The following is a 23,653-nucleotide window of genomic DNA, read 5'->3' as shown; positions in this document are numbered from 1 at the left end:
GGCTCATTCAGATAAGTTATTACGCTCTTCTGCTTGAGCTTTTTGGGTTTCATCGCGGATCCATTCGCGCCAAATCGCCACCAACAATGCCATTAATACCGGGCCAATAAATAACCCCACTAAACCCATCGTTTTCACGCCACCAATTAAACCAAAAAATGTGGGTAAAAACGGCAGTTTAATTCGCCCTCCCACCAAGGTTGGCCGAATGGTTTTATCGACAATAAATAGCTCGATACTGCCCCATAAAAATAAGCCAATCCCTGCGGTGGTAGCACCGGTGCCAACGAGGTATAACGAAATTAAACTAAAGGCCAGCGGTGCGCCACCGGGCACCAGCGCCATAAAGCCCGTTAACACCCCAAAAGCGACCGGCGAAGGCACCCCAGCCACCCAGTAGGCAACGCCCAGTACCACGCCCTCACCCACGGCAATAATTGACATCCCCAGCACGGTTGAAGTTACAGTAGCCGGTACCACCCGCGAGAAACGCTGCCAACGCTGTGGCAAAATACGCTCGCCCACGGTATCTAATTGCAGCGCTAATTTATCGCCGTCTTTATACAAAAAGAACAGCGTAATCAACATAAACAACAGTGACAGTAAAAACCCTGCGGTATGCCAACCCATGGTTAAAATGGTACGGGAAATACCACCAAGATGTTCTCCCGTGACCACACTGATAAATTGCCCCAACTGATTAGGCGCACTAAGGTGCGCCTGCCATAACTCTGCTAACCACTCGCCAGCTAAGGGCAAGGCAGCTAACCATGCCGGTACCGGCTCACCAAATTGGTTGGCATGCACCAGCCATTGCAGCCAGGTTTTGGCTTCTTGCAGCGCAAAAGAAAACACCAATGTTAAAGGCACCACTAACCCTAACACTATCATCGTTAGCGCCAGTGTTGCCGCTAAGGTCACGTTTTCAGCGCAGCGCTGTACCAATTTTTGATAAAGCGGCCAACTGGCAAAGCAGATAATCAGTGCGGCTAATACTGGTACCAAAAAACCAATAAAGAAAAACACCCCTGAGGCTAAAATCAACAACAGCAAAACGCGACTGATCGCTTCATTACTAAAAATTTGTGCCATGCTTACCACCTTTGACTGCCCGCAAGGGGCTGACGACACCTAGAAATGCAGCCTTGATCCTAGCCACAATAATGGCGCTACTTTACTGCTTTACGGGTGAAATAGCACTGACAAGCAGCCGCTTGCGACTAAAGTTTTGCGACTTGTCGCGCGACGGTGCAACTTCCCCCCTCTTCACGTCCCAAAATAAGGGGCAACAGCTGGCCATTTGACGAAAACACACCTAGCCTCTAAAGTTAAACAGCAACACTATTGCAAGAGCGAGAATGAATGAAAACCCTCTACAGAACCTTAATGATTATCGGCTTACTGCTCGCTGCTTTGATCTGCTATGGCTATGGTTTTTCGAGTGGCACAGTAATTTTTGTGATGCTAGGCATGGTATTAGAATTGGGGTTTTGGTTGGGCTTGTTCAGCAACAAGCTGCTACCCAAATCTTAGCCTGCTGCGCGCTCGTTAATCCCTTACCTTACCGCTGTCAAAATAACAACTTGTTGCGGCTTTAATGACCCAAAGGCACCCACCTAAGCGGTGGATGCTTGTTCTTTACATTAAACAACTGGCATCGCTATCAGTAACCCAGTGTAATGTCAGCAGCGTTTAATGACCGCCACCCAATGACTTAATAGCTTGGATCATCGACACCATGACCTTTTGCGCATCACCGTACACCATTTGCGTGTTATCGGCATAAAACAGCGCGTTTTCAACACCAGAATACCCTTTACCCTGACCACGCTTCACCACATACACCTGCTTAGCCATGTCGACGTTCAAAATAGGCATACCGTAAATCGGTGAGCTTTTGTTACTCCGCGCGGCAGGATTGACCGTATCGTTAGCGCCGATCACAATGGCGACATCCGCATCTTTAAACTCATTATTAATGTCTTCCATATCATAGATAATGTCATAAGGCACACCGGCTTCTGCCAGTAACACGTTCATGTGTCCGGGCATACGGCCCGCTACCGGATGAATGGCAAATTTCACTGCCACATCGGCGTCTTGCAGTAACTTCACTAATTCATACAATTTATGTTGTGCTTGTGCCACCGCTAAACCGTAGCCTGGGGCAATAATCACTTTAGTGGCGTACCGCATATTGATACCGGCATCGCCTGCATCAATCGGTTTTTGGCTACCCGCCATTTCGCCTTGTTCTTCATCGCCTGATGCACCAAAATTTGAAAACAGCACATTTGCCACAGAGCGATTCATCGCTTTGGCCATCAATAAAGTTAATAAAGAGCCAGCAGAGCCAACCACCATACCGGCAATCATCAACGCTGGGTTATTCAGCACATAGCCCTCAAAGCCAACCGCTAAGCCAGTAAAGGCGTTGTAAAGTGAGATCACAACAGGCATGTCGGCACCGCCAATAGGCATGGTCATCATCACACCGTAAACCAGCGCTAAGGCAAAAAACACCGCAAACACCGGCATGCTGACCGCACCGCCCTGCCAAACGATATAAGCACCCATGGCTAACAACACCAGCAACAAACTGCCGTTAACCAGCTGTAGCGCGCTAAAACGCAAGGTGCCATTAATTCGTCCATCGAGTTTTGCCCAGGCAATTAATGAGCCGGACAGCGACACCGCACCAATCACCCCACCCAGCACCGCTAGGCTCAGTGAAATACTGCCGTGCGTTTTATAGCCAATTAGCTCAATAGCAGCAATGGCCGCTGCTGCACCGCCGCCCATGCCATTATAAAGCGCCACCATTTGTGGCATTTCGGTCATGGCCACTTTTTTACCACTGCGCCAAGCCCAGCCTAAACCGATGGCCAGCGCGAGGAATGCCAGGGTTAAGTTGGTACTTAAATGCGGTTTTGCGGCTTCGTTCACGTCTAACGTGTAGAGAAAGCTCGCCAACACCGCTAACACCATACCGGCACCGGCTACCACAATGCCTGAGCGTGCCGTTAAGGGTGATGACATGCGCTTTAAACCATAGATAAACAAAAACGCCGCAACGAAATAACTGGCATCAATCAACAAAGCTGCATTCATGTGTTACTCCTTGGCTTTAGGGCTTTTACTTGAGGGTTTAAACATCTGCAGCATACGCTCTGTGACGACATAACCGCCCGCAGCATTGCCGGCCCCCAATAACACGCCTAAAAAACCAATGATCTGCTCAGGTAATGAACTTGCATTAAGTAATGCCCAGAGCGCCCCCACTACCACGATGCCATGAATAAAATTCGAGCCAGACATTAACGGCGTATGCAAAATAGCCGGTACTCGGCCGATAATTTCAAAGCCGGTAAAGGCAGCCAGCATAAAAATGTATAAGGCGACAAAGCCCGTTAAAATAGTGGTGCTGTATTCCATAAAAAACTCCCAAAGCCTGTATTTATTGTTCTAGTGCGGTTTTAATCGCAGCGGGTTTGATCTCGCCCGCGTGCGACAGTACCGTTTTGGCTAACACTTCATCTTCCCAGTTCAGGGCGATTTCACCGTCAACAATAAACAGTTGCAGTAAATTCAGTACGTTTTTGGCGTACAACTCAGAAGCATGCTCCGCCAACATCGAGGGGACATTTAAAGGGGCCGCGATAGTAATTTGACCTTGCAGTACGGTTTCACCCGGCACGCTGTATTCGCAATTACCGCCGCCTTCGGCTGCAAGGTCAATGATTACGGCGCCCAGTTTCATGCCATCAACTTGCGCTTTACTGATCAATTTGGGCGAAGGTCGCCCTGGAATGGCTGCAGTGGTGATCACAATATCGGCTTGTTGAATATGTTTGGTGACGACCGCAGCAATCTTGTCTTTTTCTGCTGCAGTTAATTCTCGGGCATAACCGCCTTCACCGCGAGCATCAACACCGGTATCCACAAATTTAGCCCCTAGAGATTCGGCCTGCTCTTTGGTTTCAGGCCTAACGTCATAACCTTCGGTTATCGCACCTAAGCGTCTAGCGGTGGCCAACGCTTGCAAACCGGCAACCCCAAGCCCCATTACTAAACAGCGTGCCGGGCGAATAGAGCCAACCGCAGTGGTCATCATCGGTAAAATACGGGAAAGTTTGGTTGCGCCCATTAAGGCGGCATAATAACCGGCGAGTGCAGCTTGTGAAGATAAGGCATCCATAGCTTGGGCGCGGCTAATGCGCGGTACTTGTTCCATGGCGAAACAGGTGATCTGTTTATCACGTAATAAGCGGGTTAATGCCGCTTCTTTATGGGGATAAATAAAACTAATTAAGATCGTGCCGGGTTGCAGCAAAGTAATGAGCTCAGCGCTGGGCGCTTGCACCGCTAACACAATAGCGGCATCCGCGAGTAATGCTTGTTCACTCTGGGCAAAAGTCACAGCACTAAAGGCCGTGTCTGGCAGCTTACTGGCTAAACCCGCCCCGCTTAGCATACTGATACTGCAACCCAGTTTCGCGAGCTTATCCGCCACTGCAGGCACCATCGCGACCCGTTTCTCATGCGGCCTGCGCTCAAACAACACGGCAACCTTTATCGGCATATCCTTTACTCCTAATGATAACTGTCTGAGGAGTATAGTCTTTACTTAGAAACTTACCGGTGTTTCAGCATTAAAAGTTTTTGAGGTTTAGGTTATCTTTTGTCATAACGCTGCAAAACTCAACAACCTCGTTGCCTAAAAACGCCAACAGGATACGAATGTATGTCGCGGTTGTTTTCTGAAATCCTTGCTATGTCACTTTGCACTTAGCATCGGGTTTTCAGTCATATTTAATCAAATAACAGCTTAACATCCATTTCGTTTATACCGAGATCGACTAACTAAATACGAAAAAGCCGGTGCAGTGATTAATGCAGCGTTAAGCACAGACTGTTATAAATGAAGTCCACAAGTTAAAAGGTAAATTCAAATGAAAACAGTTATGCTCGTGTTATTTACTTCCACCCTACTGTTGAGTCATTCGGCCATGGCCAAACCTGAGCATGAAAAAGGATTACCACCTGGCTTGGAGAAAAAGCTAGAAAAAGGAAAACCTTTGCCGCCTGGTTGGCAAAAAAAACTGTCAGTGGGTCAGTATCTTCATGATGATTATTATCGTCGTAGTACAGTATTAAAAAGACCGAATGCTGATGGCATTATTACTATCCAAGTTGAAGGCACTATCATTGAATTATTTGAACACAGCAGAGAGATAGTACGAATTTTGGAAGGTAAACGTTAAAAGGCCTTAATATAAAAGGCGATATTTCGGATACAAAAAAACCGCTTAGATAAGCGGTTTTTATTGAATTTGGAGCGAGTTACGAGATTCGAACTCGTGACCTCGACCTTGGCAAGGTCGCGCTCTACCAGCTGAGCTAAACTCGCAAATTGAAGCTTTAATATTGCTGGTCAATATTAAATGGTGCCCGGGGCCGGACTTGAACCGGCACGAGGTTTCCCTCGAGGGATTTTAAATCCCTTGTGTCTACCGATTTCACCACCCGGGCAGACAACTTTTCAAAGGTATTAAAACAGCCTGTTATGGAGGCGGGTCCCGGAGTCGAACCGAGGTGGACGGATTTGCAATCCGCTGCATGGCCACTCTGCCAACCCGCCACTGTTGCTACCAACTCTAAAGAATTGGAGCGAGTTACGAGATTCGAACTCGTGACCTCGACCTTGGCAAGGTCGCGCTCTACCAGCTGAGCTAAACTCGCGTTGCTATAACCGTTTCGTGGCCATCTGCCTTAACACGTGACGCATTCTACTGTTTTAAATAAATCCGTCAATATTAAATTTTTAGTTTTATGTCTGTTTGCTTAAAAAGTAACTGACTTGCTGACAATTACAGCGACTTGGCTACACTGTTGACAAATCCGTCCAAGCTGAACGCAAATATTCATACATCGACCACACAGTTAGGATAGTTGCAATGTACAACATTAACATACCAACGGGTGTAAACCAGCTCAATAAGCTTAATGTTGGCTGCCAAATTAAAGCGATTAACGCTAACATTTGCGCAATAGTTTTGTATTTGCCTAAATTCGATACCGCAACATTCGCGCGTTTGCCTAGGCTGGCCATCCATTCACGTAACGCCGAAATAAAGATTTCACGACTAATAATAATAATAGTAGGAATGATCACCCAGAGGGTTTTAATGTCTACGGCAACTAATACCAAAGCGGTGGCCACCATCACCTTATCGGCGACCGGATCTAAAAAAGCACCGAACGGGGTAAATTGCTCCAGTTTTCTGGCTAAATAGCCGTCTAACGCATCGGTAATTGCCGCTAAGCAAAACACCAGAGCAGACCAAAAACGGGCATTTTCCAAACCAGAGTAGAAAAAAGTGATAAATACTGGGATGAGCAGTAAACGAAACAGCGTTAACAGGTTGGGAATATTCCACATAACAGAGTTCTCAGGCACTTAATGCCTTAATGCTACTTGTTCTGACAGGCTTGGTAAATCTTTTCTGCTTGTTGTTTTGAAATTCCAGGCACAGAACACAGTTCAGTAACGGATGCTTTTAATACACCTTGTAAGCCACCTAAGTATTGTAACAAGGCTTGCCGGCGTTTTTCACCAATACCTGAAATGTTTTCAAGCGGACTTTTTAATAAAGCTTTACCGCGTTTATTTCGATGACCGGTTATCGCAAAACGGTGCGCCTCATCACGGATCTGCTGGATCAAATGCAAGGCGGGGCTATCTTCCGGTAAGTTAATACTCCGCCCACTGTCCCACAAAATTAAGGTTTCTAAGCCCGCTTTACGACTGACGCCTTTAGCCACACCAATCAGTAAGGGCTTTTTCGCATGTGGCCAAGCGCTAAATTGTTCCAGTGCGATGTTCAGTTGCCCGATACCACCATCGATAAAAATAATATCAGGGATTTTACTGACTTCGCTTAGCTTGCTGTAGCGCTTATCTAACGCAAAGCGCATCGCGGCATAATCGTCCCCCCCGGTGATACCGGTGACATTGTAACGGCGGTATTCTTGCTTGTAAGGGCCTTCACCATCAAACACCACGCAAGATGCGATGGTGGCCTGCCCCATGGTATGACTAATATCAAAACATTCCATACGGCCAATATCATCTGGTAATTGTAATAATTGTTGTAATGCTTGATAGCGTACCCGCATTTTTTGCGTTAATGACTGCCTGCTGTCTAAGGCAATTTGCGCATTTTTCTGCGCTAAACTCAAATACTGGGCTTTCTCGCCGCGTTTAGCGGCAGTTAACCGCACTTTGAACTCAGCAATATTACTTATCGCTTCGGCTAAACTATCCGCATTTTCAAGTGCCATCGGTAACACGATCTCTTTAGGGATCTGCTGTTCGCTGTGACCATTGAGATAAAATTGTAGAATAAAAGCAGATAATACCTCGGCCGCGCTCATATCCAACGGCACTTTCGGATAATAGGATTTGCTACCGAGAATTTTCCGATCACGAATAAACAGCACATGCACTACCGCGGTTTGACCATGCAAGCTAAAGCCGATGGCATCAAGCTCTTCATGATCACCGCTCACATATTGCTGTTCTTGCACTTTGCGCAAGGCACTAATTTGATCGCGAAATGCAGCGGCCGCTTCAAATTGCCAGCTCTCACTGGCTGCAGCCATTTTCTGCACTAAATCATCAATAACTTGTTGGTTTTTACCGGCTAAAAATAGCGCCGCCAAACGCACTTGCTCTGCGTAATCTTCATCGCTAATTTTACCCACGCAGGGCGCACTGCACAGCTTTAATTGATATTGCAAACAGGGCCGAGTGCGAGCACGGTAGAAACCATCTTCGCATTGACGGATCGGGAAAATTTTCTGCAAACTTTTTAAACTTTGCCACACCGCACCAGCATTCGGGTAAGGCCCAAAATACTGGCCCACCACTTTTCGCGGGCCGCGATGTGAACTAATCCGCGGATGACGATGAGAAGTTAATAAGATATACGGATAAGACTTATCATCACGCAGTAAAATATTGTATTTGGGTAAGTACTGTTTTATCAGGTTGTTTTCTAAAATCAGTGCTTCGGTTTCACTGTGCGTCAGAGTGAATTCGATACTCGCAATTTGCCCAACCAAGGCACGGGTTTTCACACTGTCGACCGTGGTTCGAAAATAGCTACTTAGCCTTTTCTTCAGATCTTTTGCTTTACCCACATAAATAACAATGCCGCCCTGGTTAAACATGCGATACACGCCAGGTTGTTGCGGCACTGTGGCCAAAAACGCTTTTGAATCAAACATAATAGGACTTGTTAATGCGCAATCTTAGCGATATCTATCATGCCGTGTCGAAACGCTAGATGAGTCAGTTCAACATCACCATTAATCGCCAGTTTTTCAAACATGCGATAACGATATGAATTCACCGTTTTTGCACTGACATTTAACTGATCAGCGATATCGGTCACCTTTTGACCACGGGTGATCATCATCATGATTTGTAATTCACGATCAGATAACCCTTCAAAAGGATTAGGTTGCAAATTATTGACCTTAGCCAAGGCCATTTTTTGCGCCACTTCATCAGAGATATGTCGCACACCGGAATACACTTTTTTAATCGCCATTACCATTTCTTTGGGTGGCGTATTTTTTGAGATAAAACCGGCGGCACCTAATTGCATCACTTTAGTCGGTACCGGCTCTTCACAAGAAATAGATAAGGCCAATACTTTAACATCTGGGCAATAATGCAGAATGCGCTTGGTCGCGGTCATGCCACCCATACCGGGCATATTCATGTCCATCAACACGACATCAGGTTCGTTTTGACGACAAAACTGTAAGGCTTCTTCGCCGGAGCTGGCCTCGCCTATCACCTTGATACCGCGCTCATCCATTAGTATGCGACTTATACCAGTCCGAACAAGCTCGTGATCATCAACTAACAGCACGTTAATCAACTTGGCTTCTCCGTTATGCGGGTTATCACCTGTAGCTGGCGGATTTGTCCACAGCTAGGCGCTATATTAATTTTCCAGTTAACCGCTTAAGGGCTAACTACGGTGTCATCGCTTTGCGTCAAATTAACAATGACCAGCAAAGCAGCTGCTTAGTGTGCCAGAAAGCGTTGCATCTGCAAACCATTAAATGTTTCTAAAATCGGTGCAAATTAACAAGCGAAATCAAAGGCTTTTAGCGCAAAAACTACTATATAGCGATTAAGTTTATTTAGCGAGTGTAGTTAAATGAAAAAATTATGAGGTATTTAGCTAGACAAGTATAGGAAGTTGCGTGGCGGAGGGGGAGAGATTCGAACTCTCGGTAGGCTATTAACCTACGCCGGTTTTCAAGACCGGTGCATTAAACCGCTCTGCCACCCCTCCGCGTTACAGGACGGCATATTAAAAACTTGGCTGCACTTTGTAAAGCGTTAATTTTACTTCGCTAAACTAACTGCCGACAATTTCAGCAAATGGCGGGCAAACGTTACAAACCTAACGCTATATTGTCGTCGCAGCTTATTCAGGTTTGCAACAGCGTGATGTTGAACCTAACGTTAAACTGCAACGTAAGAAAGCAAAAAGCCACCCTAGGGTGGCTTTTTAGAATAATGGCGGAGGGAGAGAGATTCGAACTCTCGGTAGGCTATTAACCTACGCCGGTTTTCAAGACCGGTGCATTAAACCGCTCTGCCATCCCTCCAGCGCTGCGTATACTAATCACTTTGCTCTGGAAAATAAAGCAAAAAATTTAAAATAATTCTAACTGCCGTTTTTTCGTGCAGCCAGCTCTAGTTATAACGGAACTTTAACAGTATTATGCACTCAGTAACTTTACAAAACTCGGTAATAGGAGACATTTATGTCATACAGAGAAACCAGTAATATCAACACACTCAGTCATGGTGTTGAAATCAACAAGGTATTGCGCAACACCTACTTTTTGCTAGGTTTAACCTTAGCCTTTAGCGCGGTAACCGCCGTTACCGCCATGGCCATGAACATTTCGCCGATGGCTTCTTTAGTCTGCATGATCGCAGGCTTTATTATGCTATTTGTTGTTAACAAAAAAGCAGACTCTGCTAGCGGCATTTTCTGGGTATTTGGTTTTGCAGGCGCCATGGGCGCGTCACTTGGCCCAATGTTGTCAATGTATGCTGGCTTAGCCAATGGCCCAGCGTTAATTATGCAAGCCTTAGCCGGTACTGCGCTGATCTTCTTTAGTTTATCGGCTTATGTTTTAACCACACGTAAAGACTTCTCTTTTATGGGCGGTTTCTTAATGATTGGTTTAATCGTGGTGTTGGTTGCTGCTTTAGCAAATATATTTTTAGCTATCCCAGCGTTAAGCCTAACCATCAGTGCCGTGGTTATTTTGATTATGTCAGGTTTAATCTTGTTTGATACCAGCCGTATCATCAACGGTGGTGAAACAAATTATATCCGTGCAACCGTTTCGTTATACCTAAACGTGTTCAACATCTTTGTGCACCTGTTAAGCTTATTAGGCATTATGGGTGGTGACGACTAAGCTTTTGCTGCTCAGTCGTAATTTAGTTAAAATACCCCGCTTAGCGGGGTATTTTTTTAGCCGCGCCCTACTGTGCTGTGCCCAGTGCACTAATGCCGTTATTAAGAGAAACTACCGTGGCTCATTTTAGTTTATTGTTGACTCAAAACCCCTTCGCTTGTCAAAGCTTTGATAGTGCTTTGCAATTTGCCAAAGCGGCTTTAGCCGCAGGCTACAGCATTGAGCAGGTGTTTTTATATGAAGATGCCGTATTCGCAGCCGCAGCGACGATCGACTTACCCACAGATGAACGTAATTTGGCAGCGGAATTAGCCAAATTTTGTCAGCAGCAACAGCTGCCTTTGTTATATTGCATTACCGCGGCAGAGAAACGCGGTGTGCAAGCAGCGAACGATAGCCTTTTTCAAGCGGCTGGCTTGGCCGAGTTTGCTATGCGTTTGGCCAACAGTAAATTGGTGCAATTCTGATGCAACATATCCTGATACTGCAAACGCAGTCGCCGTTTAATCAAGCCCGCGCTCGTGAAGCGCTCGATTTAACCTTGGCTTTAGCCGCCGTGGATTATCAGCTCAGTGTCATCTTTATGGCGGATGCCGTATTTCAATTAGTTAGCCCTGCGGAGTTAAAAGCACCGCCCATCAAGCCGGTGTATAAAAGTTTTGGTTTATTTGGCTTATACGACATTGAACAGTGCTTCGTCTGCCAGCAAGCATTAACACAACGCGGTCTGACCGCTTTGCCGCTGCCTCCCGGATTTCAAACTATTACGCCGACAGCCATAACCGCCCTGATGTGCGCGGCCGATCAGGTAATAAGGTGCTAAGCCATGATACTGTTTAATCTTATTAACCCCGCAGCAGATTTAACCGAATTAGCTCAACTCTGTTCCCCAGCTGATACCGTACTTTTGCGCCAAGATGCCGTTTACCTAGTGTTACAACCGTCATTACCTTTTACGTGCACGGTGCTGGCTTTATCGAGTGATCTAGCATGGCGCAATCTGGCCAAGCAAGCACATATTCAGCTGATCAACACACAAGAATGGGTGCAATTAACGGCAGCCGCGAATAAAAGCATCTTATGGCGATAACGCCAAGTTTTATTAAGGATCGAACCTCAGTATGAGCATGACATTTTTGACAGTAGGCGATCAGCAGCTCGAATTAGACAAACACGGTTATTTAGCGCAGATGTCTGATTGGCAGCCGTCGGTAGCAGAGCGTTTTGCAGAATTAGAGCAGATAACCTTAACCGAGGCGCACTGGGAGGTGATCCGCTTTGTGCGAGAGTTTTATCAGGAATTTAATACCTCACCCGCAGTGCGGATGTTAGTCAAAGCCATGGCAGCCAAATTTGGCCCTGAGAAAGGCAGTAGTAAATATTTATTTATGTTGTTTCCAGAAGGCCCTGCTAAACAAGCCACTCGGCTAGCCGGTTTACCCAAACCAGCCAAGTGCTTATAACAAGTCGGTTTAACGCAGGTGCGTTTTACCCCCCATATAAGGCTGTAACACGGCAGGAATAGCCACTGAGCCGTCGGCTTGTTGATAGTTTTCTAATATCGCTACCAAGGTGCGACCTACCGCTAAACCTGAGCCATTTAAAGTATGCAGCAACTCGGGCTTTTTACCTTCGGCTGAACGGAAACGTGCTTGCATGCGACGAGCTTGGAAATCGCCCATGTTTGAGCAAGACGAAATTTCACGATAAGTATTTTGCGCCGGTAACCACACTTCTAAATCATAGGTTTTACAGGCACCAAAACCCATATCGCCAGTACAAAGCAGCATGACCCGATACGGTAAGCCGAGCAGTTGTAAGATTTTCTCGGCATGGCCCGTCAGCTCTTCTAATGCGGCCATTGATAGTTCAGGATGCACCAACTGCACCAATTCTACTTTATCAAATTGGTGTTGGCGGATCAGGCCTCGCGTATCACGACCATATGAGCCGGCTTCACTACGAAAACAAGGGGTATGCGCCGTATATTTAATCGGTAACTCGTTTACATCGACAATGCTGTCACGCGCCAAGTTGGTCACCGGTACTTCTGCTGTAGGGATCAACGCCATACCTTGACCTTCCTCGGTCGCCGGTTGAGTATGAAATAAATCGGCACTGAATTTGGGTAACTGGCCGGTGCCATATAAACTGTCGTGATTCACTAAAAAAGGCACGTACAACTCGGTGTAGGCATGCTGTTCAGTATGCACATCTAACATAAATTGCGCTAAAGCACGATGCAGTTTGGCCATTTGCCCTTTCATCACCACAAAGCGCGAGCCTGAAAGTTTTACGGCACTTTCAAAATCTAAGCCTTCAGCATAGGCCTCACCTAAGGCCACATGATCTTTGACCGGAAAAGCAAATGTTGCCGGCTCACCTACACGTCGTACTTCAACATTGGCTTGCTCATCGGCGCCGATCGGTACGGATGCATCCGGTAAATTTGGCAAACTTAAGGCAATTTTGTCTAATTCGGCTAACACCGCATCCAAACGTAACTTGGCTGCATCTAATTGTGCGCCTAAACCATCCACTTCAGCTAACAGTGGCGTAATGTCTTCACCGCGGCCTTTAGCTTGACCAATGCCTTTTGATTTAGTGTTACGTAAGCTTTGCAGATCTTGCGTTTGCATCTGCAATTCGCGACGTTGTTCTTCCAAAGCAGTTAAGGTGGCAACATCTAGCGTTAAACCACGCGTTGCTAAACGTTCGGCAGTTTGCGCTAGCTCAGCGCGAAGAAATTTTGGATCTAACATAGTAATAACTTCTTGTGGCCAACCCGAGGGTGGCAATTAATCGAATAGGTCAGAATATTAACCAGCGTCGCGGCAAATTGAAATGCTTTTCCTTGATTTTCCTCAAGGCTGACGCTTGTTTTTACTGTTGGCGTCTAATTCACGTAAATAGCGTAGCTTTTCTGCCAATTGTTTTTCCATGCCACGATCAGAGGGGTGATAAAATTGTTGTCCCCAAAGCTCTGCAGGTAAATAGCGCTCGCCCGCCGCATAGGCACCAGGTTCGTTATGGGCATAGCGATACTCCGCTCCATGCCCCAATTGTTTTTGTAACTGAGTGGGCGCGTTACGCAGGTGTAGCGGCACGGGATAATCTCTTTGGCTAGCCACTACCTGCTTCATGTCATTGAAGGCTTGATAAACCGCATTACTTTTTGGCGCTAGCGCTAAATACACCGCGGCTTGTGCGATAGCCCGCTCTCCCTCGGCTGGCCCCACCCGCTGAAAGGTATCCCAAGCATCCTTAGCCAAGGTCAGCGCGCGAGGATCGGCATTACCAATATCTTCACTGGCAATGGCCAGCAAACGTCTGGCAACGTAAAGTGGATCGCCGCCACCGGCCAAAATACGGCAATACCAATACAAGGCGGCATCCGGATCGGAGCCGCGTACGGATTTATGAAAAGCAGAAATCAGGTCGTAAAATAATTCACCTTCACGATCAAAACCCGGTAATTGTTGCGGCACAATTTGCCGTACTTGCTCAACACTGATGGTGGCATTCTGCACCAGCTCAGCTAATTGCTCTAAAATGTTTAATAAACGCCGCGCATCGCCGGCACTTAATTGAATTAATAGCTGCTCAGCAGCAGGGCTTAAGCTGAGTTTAAGCGCAGCCAATCCCTCAGGGTGACTGTGCAAGGTACGTGTTAATACCGTCTTTAAATCTGCATCGGTTAACGGTTTTAACACGCACACCCGAGTGCGAGATAATACAGCGTTATTTAACGCAAAGGCGGGGTTTTCGGTGGTCGCACCGATGAAGATAATAGTGCCATCTTCGATAAAGGGTAAAAAAGCGTCTTGCTGGGCTTTGTTAAAACGATGTACTTCATCAACAAACAATAAGGTGCGCTGTTGATACTGCTGCTGGCGTAATTTCGCTTCGCTAATGGCGTCACGGATCTCTTTCACACCGGCAGTTACCGCAGAAAGTCGCTGCATGCTAGCCTTGGCATGACTGGCAATAATTTCAGCCAGGGTGGTTTTACCGGTGCCTGGCGGCCCCCACAAGATCAACGAAAAAACGCGTCCAGCAAGGATCGCTTGATAAAGCGGTGTACCCGGCGCAACGATATGCTGCTGCCCAACATAATGCTCTAATGTACGTGGCCGCATTCGCGCGGCCAACGGCATCAAGTTGTCATTAAAATCGAAAGGTAAGCTACTCATCAGGCAAGCAACTGTAGAAATTAACGCTGACGTTGATCATCAACATCTAAATTTTTGCTCACGGTAAAAGTAAACAGCTTATCGGCAATACTGCTATTAACCTTGATCTTACTAAACAAATAAACGCTTTGTTGTTGGTTGATATCAATAACTTGCATTTCAACTAACTGGTCATCTTTAAAGGTCAACATCAGTTGCTGCACCGGATTACCGACATCGAGAGGATGTATAAAAAAGCTCTGTTGCTGCTGCGTGACTTGATACTGCTGCCATAACGCTTTATCCGTTGAGGTGAGCAGTGCAAAAGGCGTTTGCCCCACTTCACTGTTGGCATCATAAATACTGACTTGTTCAAGCAACTCGTTGTAAAACCACAAAGTTTTACCATCACTGACTAACAATGATTGCTCTGGCGTTTCACTTTCAAAACGAAAACGCGCATGTTGTTTTAACGCCAACTTGCCCTGACCTTCTTGCAACAATTGCTGCTGAATATCATAAACTCGCTGTTGATAATCTGCGGAAAAACTCTTAATTTTCGCCAGTTGCTGCATCAAGGGCTGACTGGCATCTTCGCTCGCCATGCGCTGTTGCCGTAATGCCTGCATATGTGGCGCAAAATCAGGTCGTGCCACGACTTCTACCGTTTGCGCTGATAACGTAGAGGTTAACCCTGCTGCGTTTAAACTGGTTAAGAGCAAAACGACCACTGCACTTTTTTTCATTAATACCCTCTATTATTTGGCGCAGGTACCACGACTTCGCGATTACCATTGTGTCCCGGCGCACTGACAACGCCACTACTTTCCATTTGTTCTACTAAACGTGCAGCACGGTTATAACCGATCCGAAACTTGCGCTGTACGCCAGAGACTGAAGCTCGACGCGATTCGATAACAAAGGCAACCGCCTGATCATATAAAGGATCCGATTCGCCGTCTTCCGTTTCGAGTGTTTCACCAGGCAATAAGTTCTCTTCGGTCGTTTCGCCACTTAAAATCTCAGCGATATATTGAGGTTTGCCGCGTTTTTTCCAATCTGCGACAACCGCATGAACTTCATGATCATCAACAAAAGCACCATGCACCCGTGTTGGCACACCGGAACCAGGCGGTAAATACAACATATCACCCTGTCCTAATAAGCTTTCGGCCCCTTGCTGATCCAGAATGGTACGCGAGTCAATTTTTGACGACACCTGAAAGGCTATTCGCGTAGGAATATTGGCTTTAATTAAGCCGGTGATCACATCCACAGAAGGACGCTGCGTTGCCAGGATTAAATGGATCCCCGCGGCCCGGGCTTTTTGCGCAATACGTGCAATCAGCTCTTCCACTTTTTTACCGACGATCATCATCATGTCGGCGAATTCATCGATTACCACAACAATAGCCGGTAATTTCTCTAATAATGGCGCTTCAGTGCGCATATCATCAGAGGGTTTCCATAGCGGATCTTTCAGTGGCTCGCCTTCGGCAGCCGCTTCTTTAACTTTAAGGTTGTAGCCTTTTAAGTTACGCACACCTAAGGCTGACATTAATTTATAGCGACGTTCCATTTCACCCACGCACCAACGCAGGCCATTGGCGGCGTCTTTCATGTCGGTAACCACTTCGGTTAATAAATGCGGAATACCTTCGTAAATCGACAGTTCCAACATTTTGGGATCAATCATCAAGAAGCGCACATCATCAGGGGTTGATTTGTATAACAAACTACAAATCATCACGTTAACCCCTACTGATTTACCCGAACCGGTTGTACCGGCCACCAATAAATGCGGCATTTTGGCTAAGTCGGCCACCACTGATTTACCGGCGATATCTTTGCCTAACACCATGGTTAAAGCTGATTTGGACTCGGTGAAAATCTCATCGCCAATCACTTCAGATAAACGCACAATTTCCCGATGCTGGTTCGGTAACTCTAAACCGATAAAGCTTTTACCTGGGATAACTTCCACAACACGGACACTGATTGCGGATAATGAGCGTGCTAAATCTTTGGCTAAACCCGTAATTTTACTCACTTTAACCCCAGGGGCTAAGTCTAATTCAAAACGGGTGACGACTGGGCCAGGGTGAACACCGACCACTTGCGCTTCGACATTAAAATCTAATAGCTTGGCTTCAACTAAGCGCGACACACGCTCTAAATCGGCGGGGTCAATCGGATTAATCGCTTTATCGGGGCGATCCAATAAGGCTAAAGACGGTAACTCTTCCAGCGAGTGCGCGACTTCTTCACTGTCATCAACCGCGTCATCCTCGTCTGGCGGGAACTGCATCAACGGATCCAGTTCTTCCTCTTGCTGCATATATTTGAAGGTGCTGGTAACATGTTCTGCATCAAAGGGATCATCCACCGCACTAAAAGACAGTTGATCATCCGCCAAGGTGTCAACACTGTAATAAGCTTTGCTTTCAGTTCGTTCATTCAATGGCCGGATAGGCAGCGGCTCTTTGCGTTTAATGGCTGGCACATCATCATCACTAAAAGAGAAATGCGGATCGACACTTTCTGGCGGCTCGCTAAAATCAATATCATCGTCAATCGGCTCAGGCATCCGAGTTATACGCGCGCGTTTGGCGATGGCTTTGGTAGGTGGTGCGAGCTCTTCTTCTCGTTCCAGTTCAGCTTTGCGCTCGGCATTAGCCGCTCGCCGCTCGGCCAAGAATTGAGGAAAATTCAGCACAAGATTAAACAGGGCAAAACATTGTGCGCCTAAATAATCCGCCACGGTTAGCCAAGAAATACCGGTTAATAAAGTCAAGCCGGTGGCAAAGGCGCACAGTAATAACAGGCTGGTGCCAATAAAATTAAAATACGGCAGCAAATTACCGCTGATCCGATCGCCTAACACGCCACCGGAAGAGAAATAATAAATATCATTGAAATTCATGCTGCTAATGGCTGTTGCCGCACACAGTGTCAACAACACACCAAATAAACGTAAGCCTAGAATTAAATAATCGAGTTGTAATAAGTCATGGTAGCGCTTAAACAACAGATAACCGGTTAATGCCACCACAAAAGGCAGCAAATAGGCTACCCAGCCAAAACTGACCAACAACACATCGGCTAACCAAGCGCCACTGCGCCCAGCATAATTATTAATTTGTTGATGATAGCCTGTTTGTGACCAGCTCGGATCGGCTGGGTCAAAAGACAACAGTGACAGCAACATAAAAAGTGCCAGGCCAGAAAAAACAATCAGCCCCACTTCTAATAATCGCTGTACTCCATTTAACGTGAAAAACACTTTGCTTTGCAAAAGAAAGGCCCCTAAATTCGTCATCACACTTGGCTACGCAACGCCGGTTTCATACCATGAATTGCCACTAGCGCTCAGTCACGACTGCCTGTCGCCACTGACGCGACTAGGTTACCAGAGCTGGGGTAAAAGTGCATCTATGTCCGGCATAGCGTAACGGCTTTTCGCTGAATGATAGCTGTATAAAGCCAATAACTTAGCTTAAACCATCGGCACAAAACTACTTTGTTTCACCTCTTCCATCACCACATAGGTACGGCTTTCGCGCACACTGGGTAAACGGAGTAAGGTTTCCCCTAATAACTCGCGGTATGCCGCCATATTAGCAACACGGGTTTTCAGTAAAAAATCGAAGCTTCCCGATACCAAATGACACTCTTGGATCTCTGATAACTTTTGCACCGCTTTACTGAACTCATCAAAGTCTTCCGGCGAGGTTTTGCTTAGCGTTATTTCAACAAAAACCAATAATGCGGCTCCCACTTTGTGTGGGTCAACTTGTGCGGTATAGCCCAAGATATAACCTTCAGATTCTAGCTTTCGCACTCGCTCTAAACAGGGCGTAGGACTAAGCCCTACCCTTCTGGCCAATTCCACATTGGCTAAACGACCATCGAGTTGTAATTCGACTAATATTTTTCGATCAATCCTATCTAACTTCTTGATACTCTTACTTAAAGAATACATAGCAGCATAAAATCCCGACTTGTAACCATAAACAGCATATTGCACTATTTAGCGAACTTAAAACAAGCAGTAATTCTGGTTTTTTGCCGCTATACTTCCTAAAAATATTACTCAACTGAACCAAGGTGAAACATATGATTATCGGTGTACCTAAAGAAATCAAAAACCATGAATACCGTGTCGGCATGACGCCAGCAAGCGTTCGCGAACTGATTGGCCATGGCCACAGCGTGTTGGTTGAACAGCAAGCCGGTATGGGTATCGGTTTTACCGATGAAGATTATCAAGCTGCCGGTGCTTCTGTATTAGCGACTGCGGCTGACGTGTTTGCACAAGCAGACATGATTGTAAAAGTTAAAGAGCCACAAGCTGTTGAACGTGCCATGTTACGTGATGGCCAAATTCTGTTCACTTACCTGCACTTAGCGCCGGATCCAGAACAAACTGCTGATTTAATCAATTCAAAAGCGGTTTGTATCGCTTATGAAACAGTCACCGATAATAAAGGCGGTTTACCGTTATTAGCGCCTATGTCAGAAGTGGCTGGCCGCATGTCAATTCAAGCCGGTGCTCGTGCTTTAGAAAAATCTTGTGCTGGTCGCGGTATGTTATTAGGCGGTGTACCTGGTGTAGCACCCGCTAAAGTCGTGGTTGTCGGTGGCGGTATGGTGGGTACTAACGCGGCGCAAATGGCCTTAGGTTTAGGTGCAGATGTTACCGTACTGGATCGTAATGTAGATGTGTTACGCCGCATTAACGCTCAGTTCAACGGCGCAGTTAAAGCCATTTACTCAACGGCTGATGCCTTAGAGCAAGAAGTCTTAGCCGCTGATTTAGTGATTGGTGGTGTATTAGTACCAGGCGCAGCCGCGCCTAAGCTGATTACCCGTGACCATATCAAACGCATGAAGCCAGGCTCAGCTATTGTTGATGTGGCGATTGACCAAGGCGGTTGTGTGGAAACCTCAAAACCCACTACCCATGCCGATCCAACTTATATTATTGATGAAGTTGTGCATTACTGTGTTGCGAACATGCCAGGTGCGGTGCCACGTACCTCTACTTTCGCCTTGAACAATGCCACCCTGCCTTTCATTATTCGTTTGGCGAACAAAGGCTACAAAAAAGCCTTACAAGATGACAAGCATCTGTTAGCGGGTCTAAACGTGTACCGTGGCTTAGTGACTAACGAAAGTGTTGCTGACGCGTTAAAACTGGCTTACGTAGCGCCAGAAACCGCTATTGGTGCCTAATTAGCGTTACCTTTAATCTGAGCAAACAGCCGGTATTTTTTACCGGCTTTTTTATTTCTGCTTGTTTTAACGATTTATTATCCGATAAAGCTATACATTCCGCTCAGACCTGTTATAGTGCTTTCCGGCCTGTAGTACAGACCTATGTAACAACTTGTTTTTGAAAACTTCGCTACACAGCTTCGCTTGTAAGTCATGTCCTGAAGATTCACGCACGTTTGGCCACATAAGTAACAGTCAGGCTAAAAGCGCATTTCGCGTTAAATAACTTTTTAAAATTTTTAGGAGTCTCTCATGGCTAAAGTAACTGGTGTAGTAAAGTGGTTCAACGCAGATAAAGGTTTCGGTTTCATCACTCAAGACAACGGCGGCGCTGACGCTTTCGTTCACTTCCGTGCTATCCAAACTGAAGGTTACAAAACCTTAAACGAAGGCCAACGTGTTGCCTTCGAAATCGAACAAGGCCAAAAAGGCCCACAAGCTGCTAACGTAACTGTACTGTAATAGTACTTTTATAAAGCGCTTCTCGATTTGAGATAGTATAAAAGGTCAGCTTGCTGGCCTTTTTTGTTTCTGCCATTCCTGTTTCTACTTTACTCTTTTGTTTGCTGTTGTTTCCTCTGATATTTTATATTGCCCTGTTCTTCATTCTCGCATTCTGCTGGTAAATCGCATTCACGTTTTCGCCGTTGGCGAGAGACTTTCTTTTGCATCGCCAAAGAACGTATCCAAAGAAATTGCGCCCCACTGCCGCTCGAAAGCCCAGCTGCTCATGCGTTGTCCAAGGCGAAAACATCACTCGTGTTATGCTTCGTCGCTGCACTCAAACACCCGTTTTTTAAAACCTTGGTCAACGATGATCAGTCGGCTCGCTCTAAGGGGAATAAAAGCCAGAGCGGTATTCGCTTAGCTAGCTTCGGGTTCAGATACCAAGACACTTAACGTTTTCGCCGTTGGCGAGATACTTTCTTTTGCGTCGCCAAAAGAAAGTATCCAAAGAAAATGCGACCCCACTTCCGCTCGAAAGCCCAACTGCTCATGCGCTGTCCAAGGCGAAAACGTAACTCGCGCGGCGCTAACGTCGCCGCACTCAAACACCCGTTTTCTTAAAACCTTGGCCAACTATGATCAGTCGGCTCGCTCTAAGGGAAATAAAATGCCAGGGCGGTATTCGCTTAGCTGAATCGCTTGTTTGTGCCAATAGCAGATATTTCAATTTGCAGGCATTAAAGTCTGCTTTTAGGTGTTAGCAGAACGTCACCATATGGGGCGAATAAAGCTTAGCTATAATTAGCGACGGAGGAGCGCAAGCCAAACTTTAAGAGTCCCATATGATGGTTTTGTTAGAGCTAGCCTTTACCACAACAAGGGCACCCCGATGGCGAAGGCCCAAAATTTACTAATGATTTGTTAATAGATATACTCTCCAAGGACTCATTTATTTTTTTATTTGTGGTATGTGGATAGTTTTCAAAGTCTTTGATAATTTCGTGAAACTCTTTACGTTCTTCATCTGTTAAATTTTTAAAACCTGCAAGAACTTGACTAATTTTTTTATTCATTTTATGTCCTTAATAATTACCGCATGTATCACAATTAGACGGAGTTAACGTTTCTGGAATTTTGTTACAAGTTGAACACTTATTCTTGTATTGAAATAACGATTCCCTCATGGCAAAACGTTTTTCTTTTGTAGTAACTGACTGAGCAGTATCCTCTATTTCTTGGCGATTGTACTCATCAAGCAATCTCGGTAAATCTCTTTTAATTTTGCTTTCAGTTTGATTTGCAAGCTGATCAAAATCATTTGTGAGCCTAGTATTATTTTTTACGGCACTTATTGAATAGGCGTGAGCGTCATCCCATTTTGACACCAGTGACCAAAGAGACATTACGGCTTGGAGTATAGTAAGAACCCCACAAACGGGCAGCAAAATATTAGTCAAGATTTGATTATCACTAGAAAAAGCTGCAACAAAACCACCTAATAAAACAGGCGATAACAAACCAAGGAAACTAATGATTTTTAATTTGCACCCATAACTTTTAACACGCTTTTCAAAAATCTTCGCAGTGCCAAAGCTATAAAATCTTTTATCAAAGCATTCTTTTTTGAGTTTCTCTAATTCGTTCATACGCAATACCTTTTGCTAGCTCTAACGCGTCAAGAAGAGGCGCGCGTATTTTGTGCGTCATTCTTGCTTGGCTTATTAGAGGAACGACTCACACTAAACATGATATAACCAACTATTCCAAATACTAATGGGTGTCCAGTCATGGCGCGTACTTGGTGAGGTTGCCGTTCATTGTATTCAGACTCTGTAATCTCATAATTCTCTTTGGTCGGTTCCTTCATGGCAAAATACTTACCATTTTCGATTTTAGTAATTCCGCCCATTGAAGCACTATAGAAAAAATTAAAGAAGAAGTACGCCAATACGACTAGACCAAACAAAAAGGGCTTAATACTCAAATTTCCTAGAACTTTCTCTCCTAAATTCTCACCGGTGCGATCAGCATAACTTTTTACAGAAATTAACCCGACGAACAATACAACTACAGATGCAGCAGACAAACCAATAGTTAAGTAAGTCGGCGGCAAAATACCAAACCAAGTTACTACGTGTATTACGCCTAGCCCCAGAATTGGGATTATCATCAGATGTTTCATAGTTCTTCTAACGCCCCGCGCATGCGCGCGAACTTGTGAGCGTCGCAGGGGCCGCAGGCCCCATATGACGCGGCTTGTTAGGTGACGGTCTGTCCATGAGGTTTGCCAGTTAATGTAATAATGATTTCTCTTATATCCGTTTTTATACAAATTTGAGAGTCGTTTAGCCAATTAATGCCAATAACACCATCTATTAATTCGTCATCGATTTCTTCAATAGATTCTGAATATTTGGTGATTCCAGAAAATGTGATCACTCTGACTATTAGCATATCTTCCGGATTGTTCACTGCTTTTAGTACAACTTCTCTTTTGAGCGAATCGTAAAAAAGCCCACTTAAAAACGGTGATGCACCGCTTAATAATTCCGATGTGATATCAGTCATACGCTTGAGTCACCTAACGCCCGTTTAATGGGCAAATTACAGTTGGTTAAAATAGCGACGCAGGAGCAAAACCAACTGTAATTTGTCCCTGTTTAAACGCTTGTTAAGTTGCGTATTGCAATAAAAAACCATAGATTACAAAACCTAACACCAACAACATTGTAATTAAAATTAACCAACCAAGGATAATAAATATACGTCCAAATAAGTTATTGAGGTTTGAATTATTAATTTTTTCAATAGATGTTAGCCTAAATACGGCAGAAGAAGCCATAAGACCGCCAAGCCCCATAAAGGGAAGTAATACGAAAAATATAAAAAGTCCAACTACACTTGTTGCCGATAGAGAATCATCTGCTCCTAAACCATTTAGAAGCATAAATGCTGGCACAAACCCTATTAAAAAGATTATATCGCCCCAGACTAATCGAGATTTATACACTTAACTTTCCTTAGCAACTTAACAGTTATTATGTAGACCTCTAAGTAACATCCAAAAGCCAAAACAAATTTATACCTATTAGTTTACTAAAAATCAATAACTTAAATGGCCAGTTAGAGACCTAATTTACTTTTAATTTACTACATTACTCAGACTTCTCAGTAATATCCCAACCCAAAAATGGGGTAATATTTTTAATATCAGAACCTTATCTTGATTTAGC

At 45.3% G+C, this 23,653-nt stretch carries 26 protein-coding genes, 6 tRNA genes and 1 pseudogene; 9 read left to right on the top strand and 24 right to left on the bottom strand.

Annotated features, from left to right (window positions below; translation table 11 throughout):
- Nucleotides 1-3: 3 nt before the first annotated feature.
- The gene (locus ACUJFL_RS08810; protein WP_226751473.1) at nt 4-1,092 is read right to left on the bottom strand and encodes an AI-2E family transporter; all 1,089 of its coding nucleotides are present in this window, start codon (nt 1,090-1,092) and stop codon (nt 4-6) included.
- Nucleotides 1,093-1,362: 270 nt separating this feature from the next.
- Here ACUJFL_RS08810 and ACUJFL_RS08805 point away from each other — a divergent pair, with 270 nt between their 5' ends.
- Complete coding sequence (locus ACUJFL_RS08805; protein WP_445429031.1) at nt 1,363-1,533, top strand: hypothetical protein; 171 nt, start codon at nt 1,363-1,365, stop codon at nt 1,531-1,533.
- Between the two features lie 159 nt (nt 1,534-1,692).
- Here ACUJFL_RS08805 and ACUJFL_RS08800 read toward each other — a convergent pair whose 3' ends face one another.
- From ACUJFL_RS08800 to ACUJFL_RS08790, 3 genes are read right to left on the bottom strand one after another with little or no spacing between them, the layout of a single operon-like run.
- Nucleotides 1,693-3,111, bottom strand: coding sequence for an NAD(P)(+) transhydrogenase (Re/Si-specific) subunit beta (locus ACUJFL_RS08800; RefSeq protein WP_445429030.1), 1,419 nt, complete (start codon nt 3,109-3,111; stop codon nt 1,693-1,695).
- Nucleotides 3,112-3,114: 3 nt separating this feature from the next.
- Entirely contained in the window at nt 3,115-3,435 is a 321-nt protein-coding gene (locus tag ACUJFL_RS08795; protein ID WP_226751470.1) for an NAD(P) transhydrogenase subunit alpha, read from the bottom strand.
- Between the two features lie 22 nt (nt 3,436-3,457).
- Complete coding sequence (locus ACUJFL_RS08790) at nt 3,458-4,582, bottom strand: NAD(P) transhydrogenase subunit alpha (protein WP_445429029.1); 1,125 nt, start codon at nt 4,580-4,582, stop codon at nt 3,458-3,460.
- A gap of 370 nt (nt 4,583-4,952) precedes the next feature.
- On the opposite strand from ACUJFL_RS08790, the gene ACUJFL_RS08785 reads away from it, so the two are divergent.
- Nucleotides 4,953-5,264, top strand: coding sequence for a hypothetical protein (locus ACUJFL_RS08785; protein WP_445429028.1), 312 nt, complete (start codon nt 4,953-4,955; stop codon nt 5,262-5,264).
- A gap of 70 nt (nt 5,265-5,334) precedes the next feature.
- Here ACUJFL_RS08785 and ACUJFL_RS08780 read toward each other — a convergent pair.
- The 9 genes from ACUJFL_RS08780 to ACUJFL_RS08740 all read right to left on the bottom strand — a co-directional run bounded on the left by ACUJFL_RS08780 (nt 5,335) and on the right by ACUJFL_RS08740 (nt 9,696).
- A tRNA-Gly gene (locus ACUJFL_RS08780) sits at nt 5,335-5,410 on the bottom strand.
- A 35-nt stretch (nt 5,411-5,445) separates the two neighbouring features.
- A tRNA-Leu gene (locus ACUJFL_RS08775) sits at nt 5,446-5,532 on the bottom strand.
- Nucleotides 5,533-5,567: 35 nt separating this feature from the next.
- Nucleotides 5,568-5,641: transfer RNA gene (locus ACUJFL_RS08770), tRNA-Cys, on the bottom strand.
- A 25-nt stretch (nt 5,642-5,666) separates the two neighbouring features.
- Nucleotides 5,667-5,742, bottom strand: a tRNA-Gly gene (locus tag ACUJFL_RS08765).
- A gap of 142 nt (nt 5,743-5,884) precedes the next feature.
- Nucleotides 5,885-6,442 carry a CDP-diacylglycerol--glycerol-3-phosphate 3-phosphatidyltransferase gene (gene pgsA, locus ACUJFL_RS08760; protein WP_445429071.1) on the bottom strand — a complete coding sequence of 186 codons (558 nt, stop codon included), beginning with the start codon at nt 6,440-6,442 and terminating at the stop codon, nt 5,885-5,887.
- A 32-nt stretch (nt 6,443-6,474) separates the two neighbouring features.
- Complete coding sequence (gene uvrC / locus ACUJFL_RS08755) at nt 6,475-8,292, bottom strand: excinuclease ABC subunit UvrC (protein WP_306176594.1); 1,818 nt, start codon at nt 8,290-8,292, stop codon at nt 6,475-6,477.
- Nucleotides 8,293-8,303: 11 nt separating this feature from the next.
- Nucleotides 8,304-8,954 carry a UvrY/SirA/GacA family response regulator transcription factor gene (gene uvrY, locus ACUJFL_RS08750; protein ID WP_226751465.1) on the bottom strand — a complete coding sequence of 217 codons (651 nt, stop codon included), beginning with the start codon at nt 8,952-8,954 and terminating at the stop codon, nt 8,304-8,306.
- Nucleotides 8,955-9,286: 332 nt separating this feature from the next.
- A tRNA-Ser gene (locus ACUJFL_RS08745) sits at nt 9,287-9,377 on the bottom strand.
- 228 nt (nt 9,378-9,605) lie between these two features.
- Nucleotides 9,606-9,696, bottom strand: a tRNA-Ser gene (locus tag ACUJFL_RS08740).
- 159 nt (nt 9,697-9,855) lie between these two features.
- Between ACUJFL_RS08740 and ACUJFL_RS08735 the strand changes: the two genes are divergently transcribed.
- The 5 genes from ACUJFL_RS08735 (at nt 9,856) to ACUJFL_RS08715 (ending at nt 11,987) form a co-directional block, all read left to right on the top strand.
- Nucleotides 9,856-10,524, top strand: a complete 669-nt coding sequence (locus ACUJFL_RS08735; RefSeq protein ID WP_226751464.1) for a Bax inhibitor-1/YccA family protein — start codon at nt 9,856-9,858, stop codon at nt 10,522-10,524.
- 92 nt (nt 10,525-10,616) lie between these two features.
- The gene (locus ACUJFL_RS08730; RefSeq protein WP_229585867.1) at nt 10,617-10,991 is read left to right on the top strand and encodes a DsrE/DsrF/TusD sulfur relay family protein; all 375 of its coding nucleotides are present in this window, start codon (nt 10,617-10,619) and stop codon (nt 10,989-10,991) included.
- On the top strand, nt 10,991-11,347 hold the full coding sequence (tusC, locus tag ACUJFL_RS08725; RefSeq protein WP_445429027.1) for a sulfurtransferase complex subunit TusC: 357 nt from the start codon (nt 10,991-10,993) through the stop codon (nt 11,345-11,347). Before ACUJFL_RS08730 ends, tusC begins: the two co-directional genes overlap by 1 nt.
- A 3-nt stretch (nt 11,348-11,350) precedes the next feature.
- Nucleotides 11,351-11,614: a DsrH/TusB family sulfur relay protein gene (locus ACUJFL_RS08720; RefSeq protein WP_226751461.1), complete on the top strand. Its 264-nt coding sequence runs from the start codon at nt 11,351-11,353 to the stop codon at nt 11,612-11,614.
- Between the two features lie 31 nt (nt 11,615-11,645).
- Nucleotides 11,646-11,987 carry a TusE/DsrC/DsvC family sulfur relay protein gene (locus tag ACUJFL_RS08715; RefSeq protein ID WP_226751460.1) on the top strand — a complete coding sequence of 114 codons (342 nt, stop codon included), beginning with the start codon at nt 11,646-11,648 and terminating at the stop codon, nt 11,985-11,987.
- Nucleotides 11,988-11,996: 9 nt separating this feature from the next.
- On the opposite strand, the gene serS is transcribed toward ACUJFL_RS08715, so the two are convergent.
- The 6 genes and pseudogenes from serS to lrp form a co-directional block, all read right to left on the bottom strand.
- Nucleotides 11,997-13,286, bottom strand: coding sequence for a serine--tRNA ligase (serS, locus tag ACUJFL_RS08710; RefSeq protein WP_226751459.1), 1,290 nt, complete (start codon nt 13,284-13,286; stop codon nt 11,997-11,999).
- Nucleotides 13,287-13,388: 102 nt separating this feature from the next.
- Nucleotides 13,389-14,717: a replication-associated recombination protein A gene (locus tag ACUJFL_RS08705; protein ID WP_226751458.1), complete on the bottom strand. Its 1,329-nt coding sequence runs from the start codon at nt 14,715-14,717 to the stop codon at nt 13,389-13,391.
- A 20-nt stretch (nt 14,718-14,737) separates the two neighbouring features.
- A complete protein-coding gene (gene lolA / locus ACUJFL_RS08700) occupies nt 14,738-15,442 on the bottom strand; it encodes an outer membrane lipoprotein chaperone LolA (protein WP_226751457.1) in 705 nt (234 codons plus the stop codon).
- Complete coding sequence (locus ACUJFL_RS08695) at nt 15,442-15,684, bottom strand: DNA translocase FtsK (RefSeq protein WP_371930714.1); 243 nt, start codon at nt 15,682-15,684, stop codon at nt 15,442-15,444. Before ACUJFL_RS08695 ends, lolA begins: the two co-directional genes overlap by 1 nt.
- 29 nt (nt 15,685-15,713) lie before the next feature.
- Nucleotides 15,714-18,015: pseudogene (locus ACUJFL_RS08690) on the bottom strand (DNA translocase FtsK 4TM domain-containing protein); the annotation flags it as partial.
- A 177-nt stretch (nt 18,016-18,192) separates the two neighbouring features.
- Nucleotides 18,193-18,678, bottom strand: a complete 486-nt coding sequence (gene lrp / locus ACUJFL_RS08685; protein WP_226751455.1) for a leucine-responsive transcriptional regulator Lrp — start codon at nt 18,676-18,678, stop codon at nt 18,193-18,195.
- Between the two features lie 134 nt (nt 18,679-18,812).
- Between lrp and ald the strand changes: the two genes are divergently transcribed.
- Nucleotides 18,813-19,931, top strand: coding sequence for an alanine dehydrogenase (gene ald, locus ACUJFL_RS08680; protein WP_226751454.1), 1,119 nt, complete (start codon nt 18,813-18,815; stop codon nt 19,929-19,931).
- A gap of 294 nt (nt 19,932-20,225) precedes the next feature.
- Nucleotides 20,226-20,435 carry a transcription antiterminator/RNA stability regulator CspE gene (gene cspE / locus ACUJFL_RS08675; protein ID WP_027670166.1) on the top strand — a complete coding sequence of 70 codons (210 nt, stop codon included), beginning with the start codon at nt 20,226-20,228 and terminating at the stop codon, nt 20,433-20,435.
- 845 nt (nt 20,436-21,280) lie between these two features.
- On the opposite strand, the gene ACUJFL_RS08670 is transcribed toward cspE, so the two are convergent.
- The 5 genes from ACUJFL_RS08670 to ACUJFL_RS08650 form a co-directional block, all read right to left on the bottom strand.
- A complete protein-coding gene (locus ACUJFL_RS08670) occupies nt 21,281-21,493 on the bottom strand; it encodes a hypothetical protein (RefSeq protein ID WP_445429026.1) in 213 nt (70 codons plus the stop codon).
- A 9-nt stretch (nt 21,494-21,502) separates the two neighbouring features.
- Complete coding sequence (locus ACUJFL_RS08665; RefSeq protein ID WP_445429025.1) at nt 21,503-22,066, bottom strand: mobilome CxxCx(11)CxxC protein; 564 nt, start codon at nt 22,064-22,066, stop codon at nt 21,503-21,505.
- A 29-nt stretch (nt 22,067-22,095) separates the two neighbouring features.
- Nucleotides 22,096-22,602 carry a hypothetical protein gene (locus ACUJFL_RS08660; protein WP_445429024.1) on the bottom strand — a complete coding sequence of 169 codons (507 nt, stop codon included), beginning with the start codon at nt 22,600-22,602 and terminating at the stop codon, nt 22,096-22,098.
- Between the two features lie 77 nt (nt 22,603-22,679).
- Complete coding sequence (locus ACUJFL_RS08655; RefSeq protein WP_445429023.1) at nt 22,680-22,988, bottom strand: hypothetical protein; 309 nt, start codon at nt 22,986-22,988, stop codon at nt 22,680-22,682.
- 103 nt (nt 22,989-23,091) lie between these two features.
- A complete protein-coding gene (locus tag ACUJFL_RS08650; RefSeq protein WP_445429022.1) occupies nt 23,092-23,430 on the bottom strand; it encodes a hypothetical protein in 339 nt (112 codons plus the stop codon).
- Nucleotides 23,431-23,653: the final 223 nt, after the last annotated feature.

Source organism: Alishewanella sp. HL-SH05 (assembly GCF_052655985.1).
The sequence above is the reverse complement of the archived record's forward strand: the minus strand, read 5'-3'. Positions and strand labels throughout refer to the sequence as shown.

What these genes read in the sequence shown, in the direction of transcription:
- ACUJFL_RS08715 (WP_226751460.1), top strand. Translation starts at nt 11,646, where the DNA reads ATGAGCATGACATTTTTGACAGTAGGCGATCAGCAGCTCGAATTAGAC.
- ACUJFL_RS08665 (WP_445429025.1), bottom strand. Translation starts at nt 22,066, where the DNA reads ATGAACGAATTAGAGAAACTCAAAAAAGAATGCTTTGATAAAAGATTT.
- pgsA (WP_445429071.1), bottom strand. Translation starts at nt 6,442, where the DNA reads ATGTGGAATATTCCCAACCTGTTAACGCTGTTTCGTTTACTGCTCATC.
- ACUJFL_RS08730 (WP_229585867.1), top strand. Translation starts at nt 10,617, where the DNA reads ATGCCGTTATTAAGAGAAACTACCGTGGCTCATTTTAGTTTATTGTTG.
- ACUJFL_RS08800 (WP_445429030.1), bottom strand. Translation starts at nt 3,111, where the DNA reads ATGAATGCAGCTTTGTTGATTGATGCCAGTTATTTCGTTGCGGCGTTT.
- serS (WP_226751459.1), bottom strand. Translation starts at nt 13,286, where the DNA reads ATGTTAGATCCAAAATTTCTTCGCGCTGAGCTAGCGCAAACTGCCGAA.
- ACUJFL_RS08785 (WP_445429028.1), top strand. Translation starts at nt 4,953, where the DNA reads ATGAAAACAGTTATGCTCGTGTTATTTACTTCCACCCTACTGTTGAGT.
- ACUJFL_RS08805 (WP_445429031.1), top strand. Translation starts at nt 1,363, where the DNA reads ATGAAAACCCTCTACAGAACCTTAATGATTATCGGCTTACTGCTCGCT.
- ACUJFL_RS08705 (WP_226751458.1), bottom strand. Translation starts at nt 14,717, where the DNA reads ATGAGTAGCTTACCTTTCGATTTTAATGACAACTTGATGCCGTTGGCC.
- ACUJFL_RS08720 (WP_226751461.1), top strand. Translation starts at nt 11,351, where the DNA reads ATGATACTGTTTAATCTTATTAACCCCGCAGCAGATTTAACCGAATTA.
- tusC (WP_445429027.1), top strand. Translation starts at nt 10,991, where the DNA reads ATGCAACATATCCTGATACTGCAAACGCAGTCGCCGTTTAATCAAGCC.
- ACUJFL_RS08735 (WP_226751464.1), top strand. Translation starts at nt 9,856, where the DNA reads ATGTCATACAGAGAAACCAGTAATATCAACACACTCAGTCATGGTGTT.
- uvrC (WP_306176594.1), bottom strand. Translation starts at nt 8,292, where the DNA reads ATGTTTGATTCAAAAGCGTTTTTGGCCACAGTGCCGCAACAACCTGGC.
- ACUJFL_RS08670 (WP_445429026.1), bottom strand. Translation starts at nt 21,493, where the DNA reads ATGAATAAAAAAATTAGTCAAGTTCTTGCAGGTTTTAAAAATTTAACA.
- lrp (WP_226751455.1), bottom strand. Translation starts at nt 18,678, where the DNA reads ATGTATTCTTTAAGTAAGAGTATCAAGAAGTTAGATAGGATTGATCGA.
- lolA (WP_226751457.1), bottom strand. Translation starts at nt 15,442, where the DNA reads ATGAAAAAAAGTGCAGTGGTCGTTTTGCTCTTAACCAGTTTAAACGCA.
- ACUJFL_RS08660 (WP_445429024.1), bottom strand. Translation starts at nt 22,602, where the DNA reads ATGAAACATCTGATGATAATCCCAATTCTGGGGCTAGGCGTAATACAC.
- ACUJFL_RS08795 (WP_226751470.1), bottom strand. Translation starts at nt 3,435, where the DNA reads ATGGAATACAGCACCACTATTTTAACGGGCTTTGTCGCCTTATACATT.
- ald (WP_226751454.1), top strand. Translation starts at nt 18,813, where the DNA reads ATGATTATCGGTGTACCTAAAGAAATCAAAAACCATGAATACCGTGTC.
- ACUJFL_RS08810 (WP_226751473.1), bottom strand. Translation starts at nt 1,092, where the DNA reads ATGGCACAAATTTTTAGTAATGAAGCGATCAGTCGCGTTTTGCTGTTG.
- cspE (WP_027670166.1), top strand. Translation starts at nt 20,226, where the DNA reads ATGGCTAAAGTAACTGGTGTAGTAAAGTGGTTCAACGCAGATAAAGGT.
- ACUJFL_RS08790 (WP_445429029.1), bottom strand. Translation starts at nt 4,582, where the DNA reads ATGCCGATAAAGGTTGCCGTGTTGTTTGAGCGCAGGCCGCATGAGAAA.
- ACUJFL_RS08655 (WP_445429023.1), bottom strand. Translation starts at nt 22,988, where the DNA reads ATGACTGATATCACATCGGAATTATTAAGCGGTGCATCACCGTTTTTA.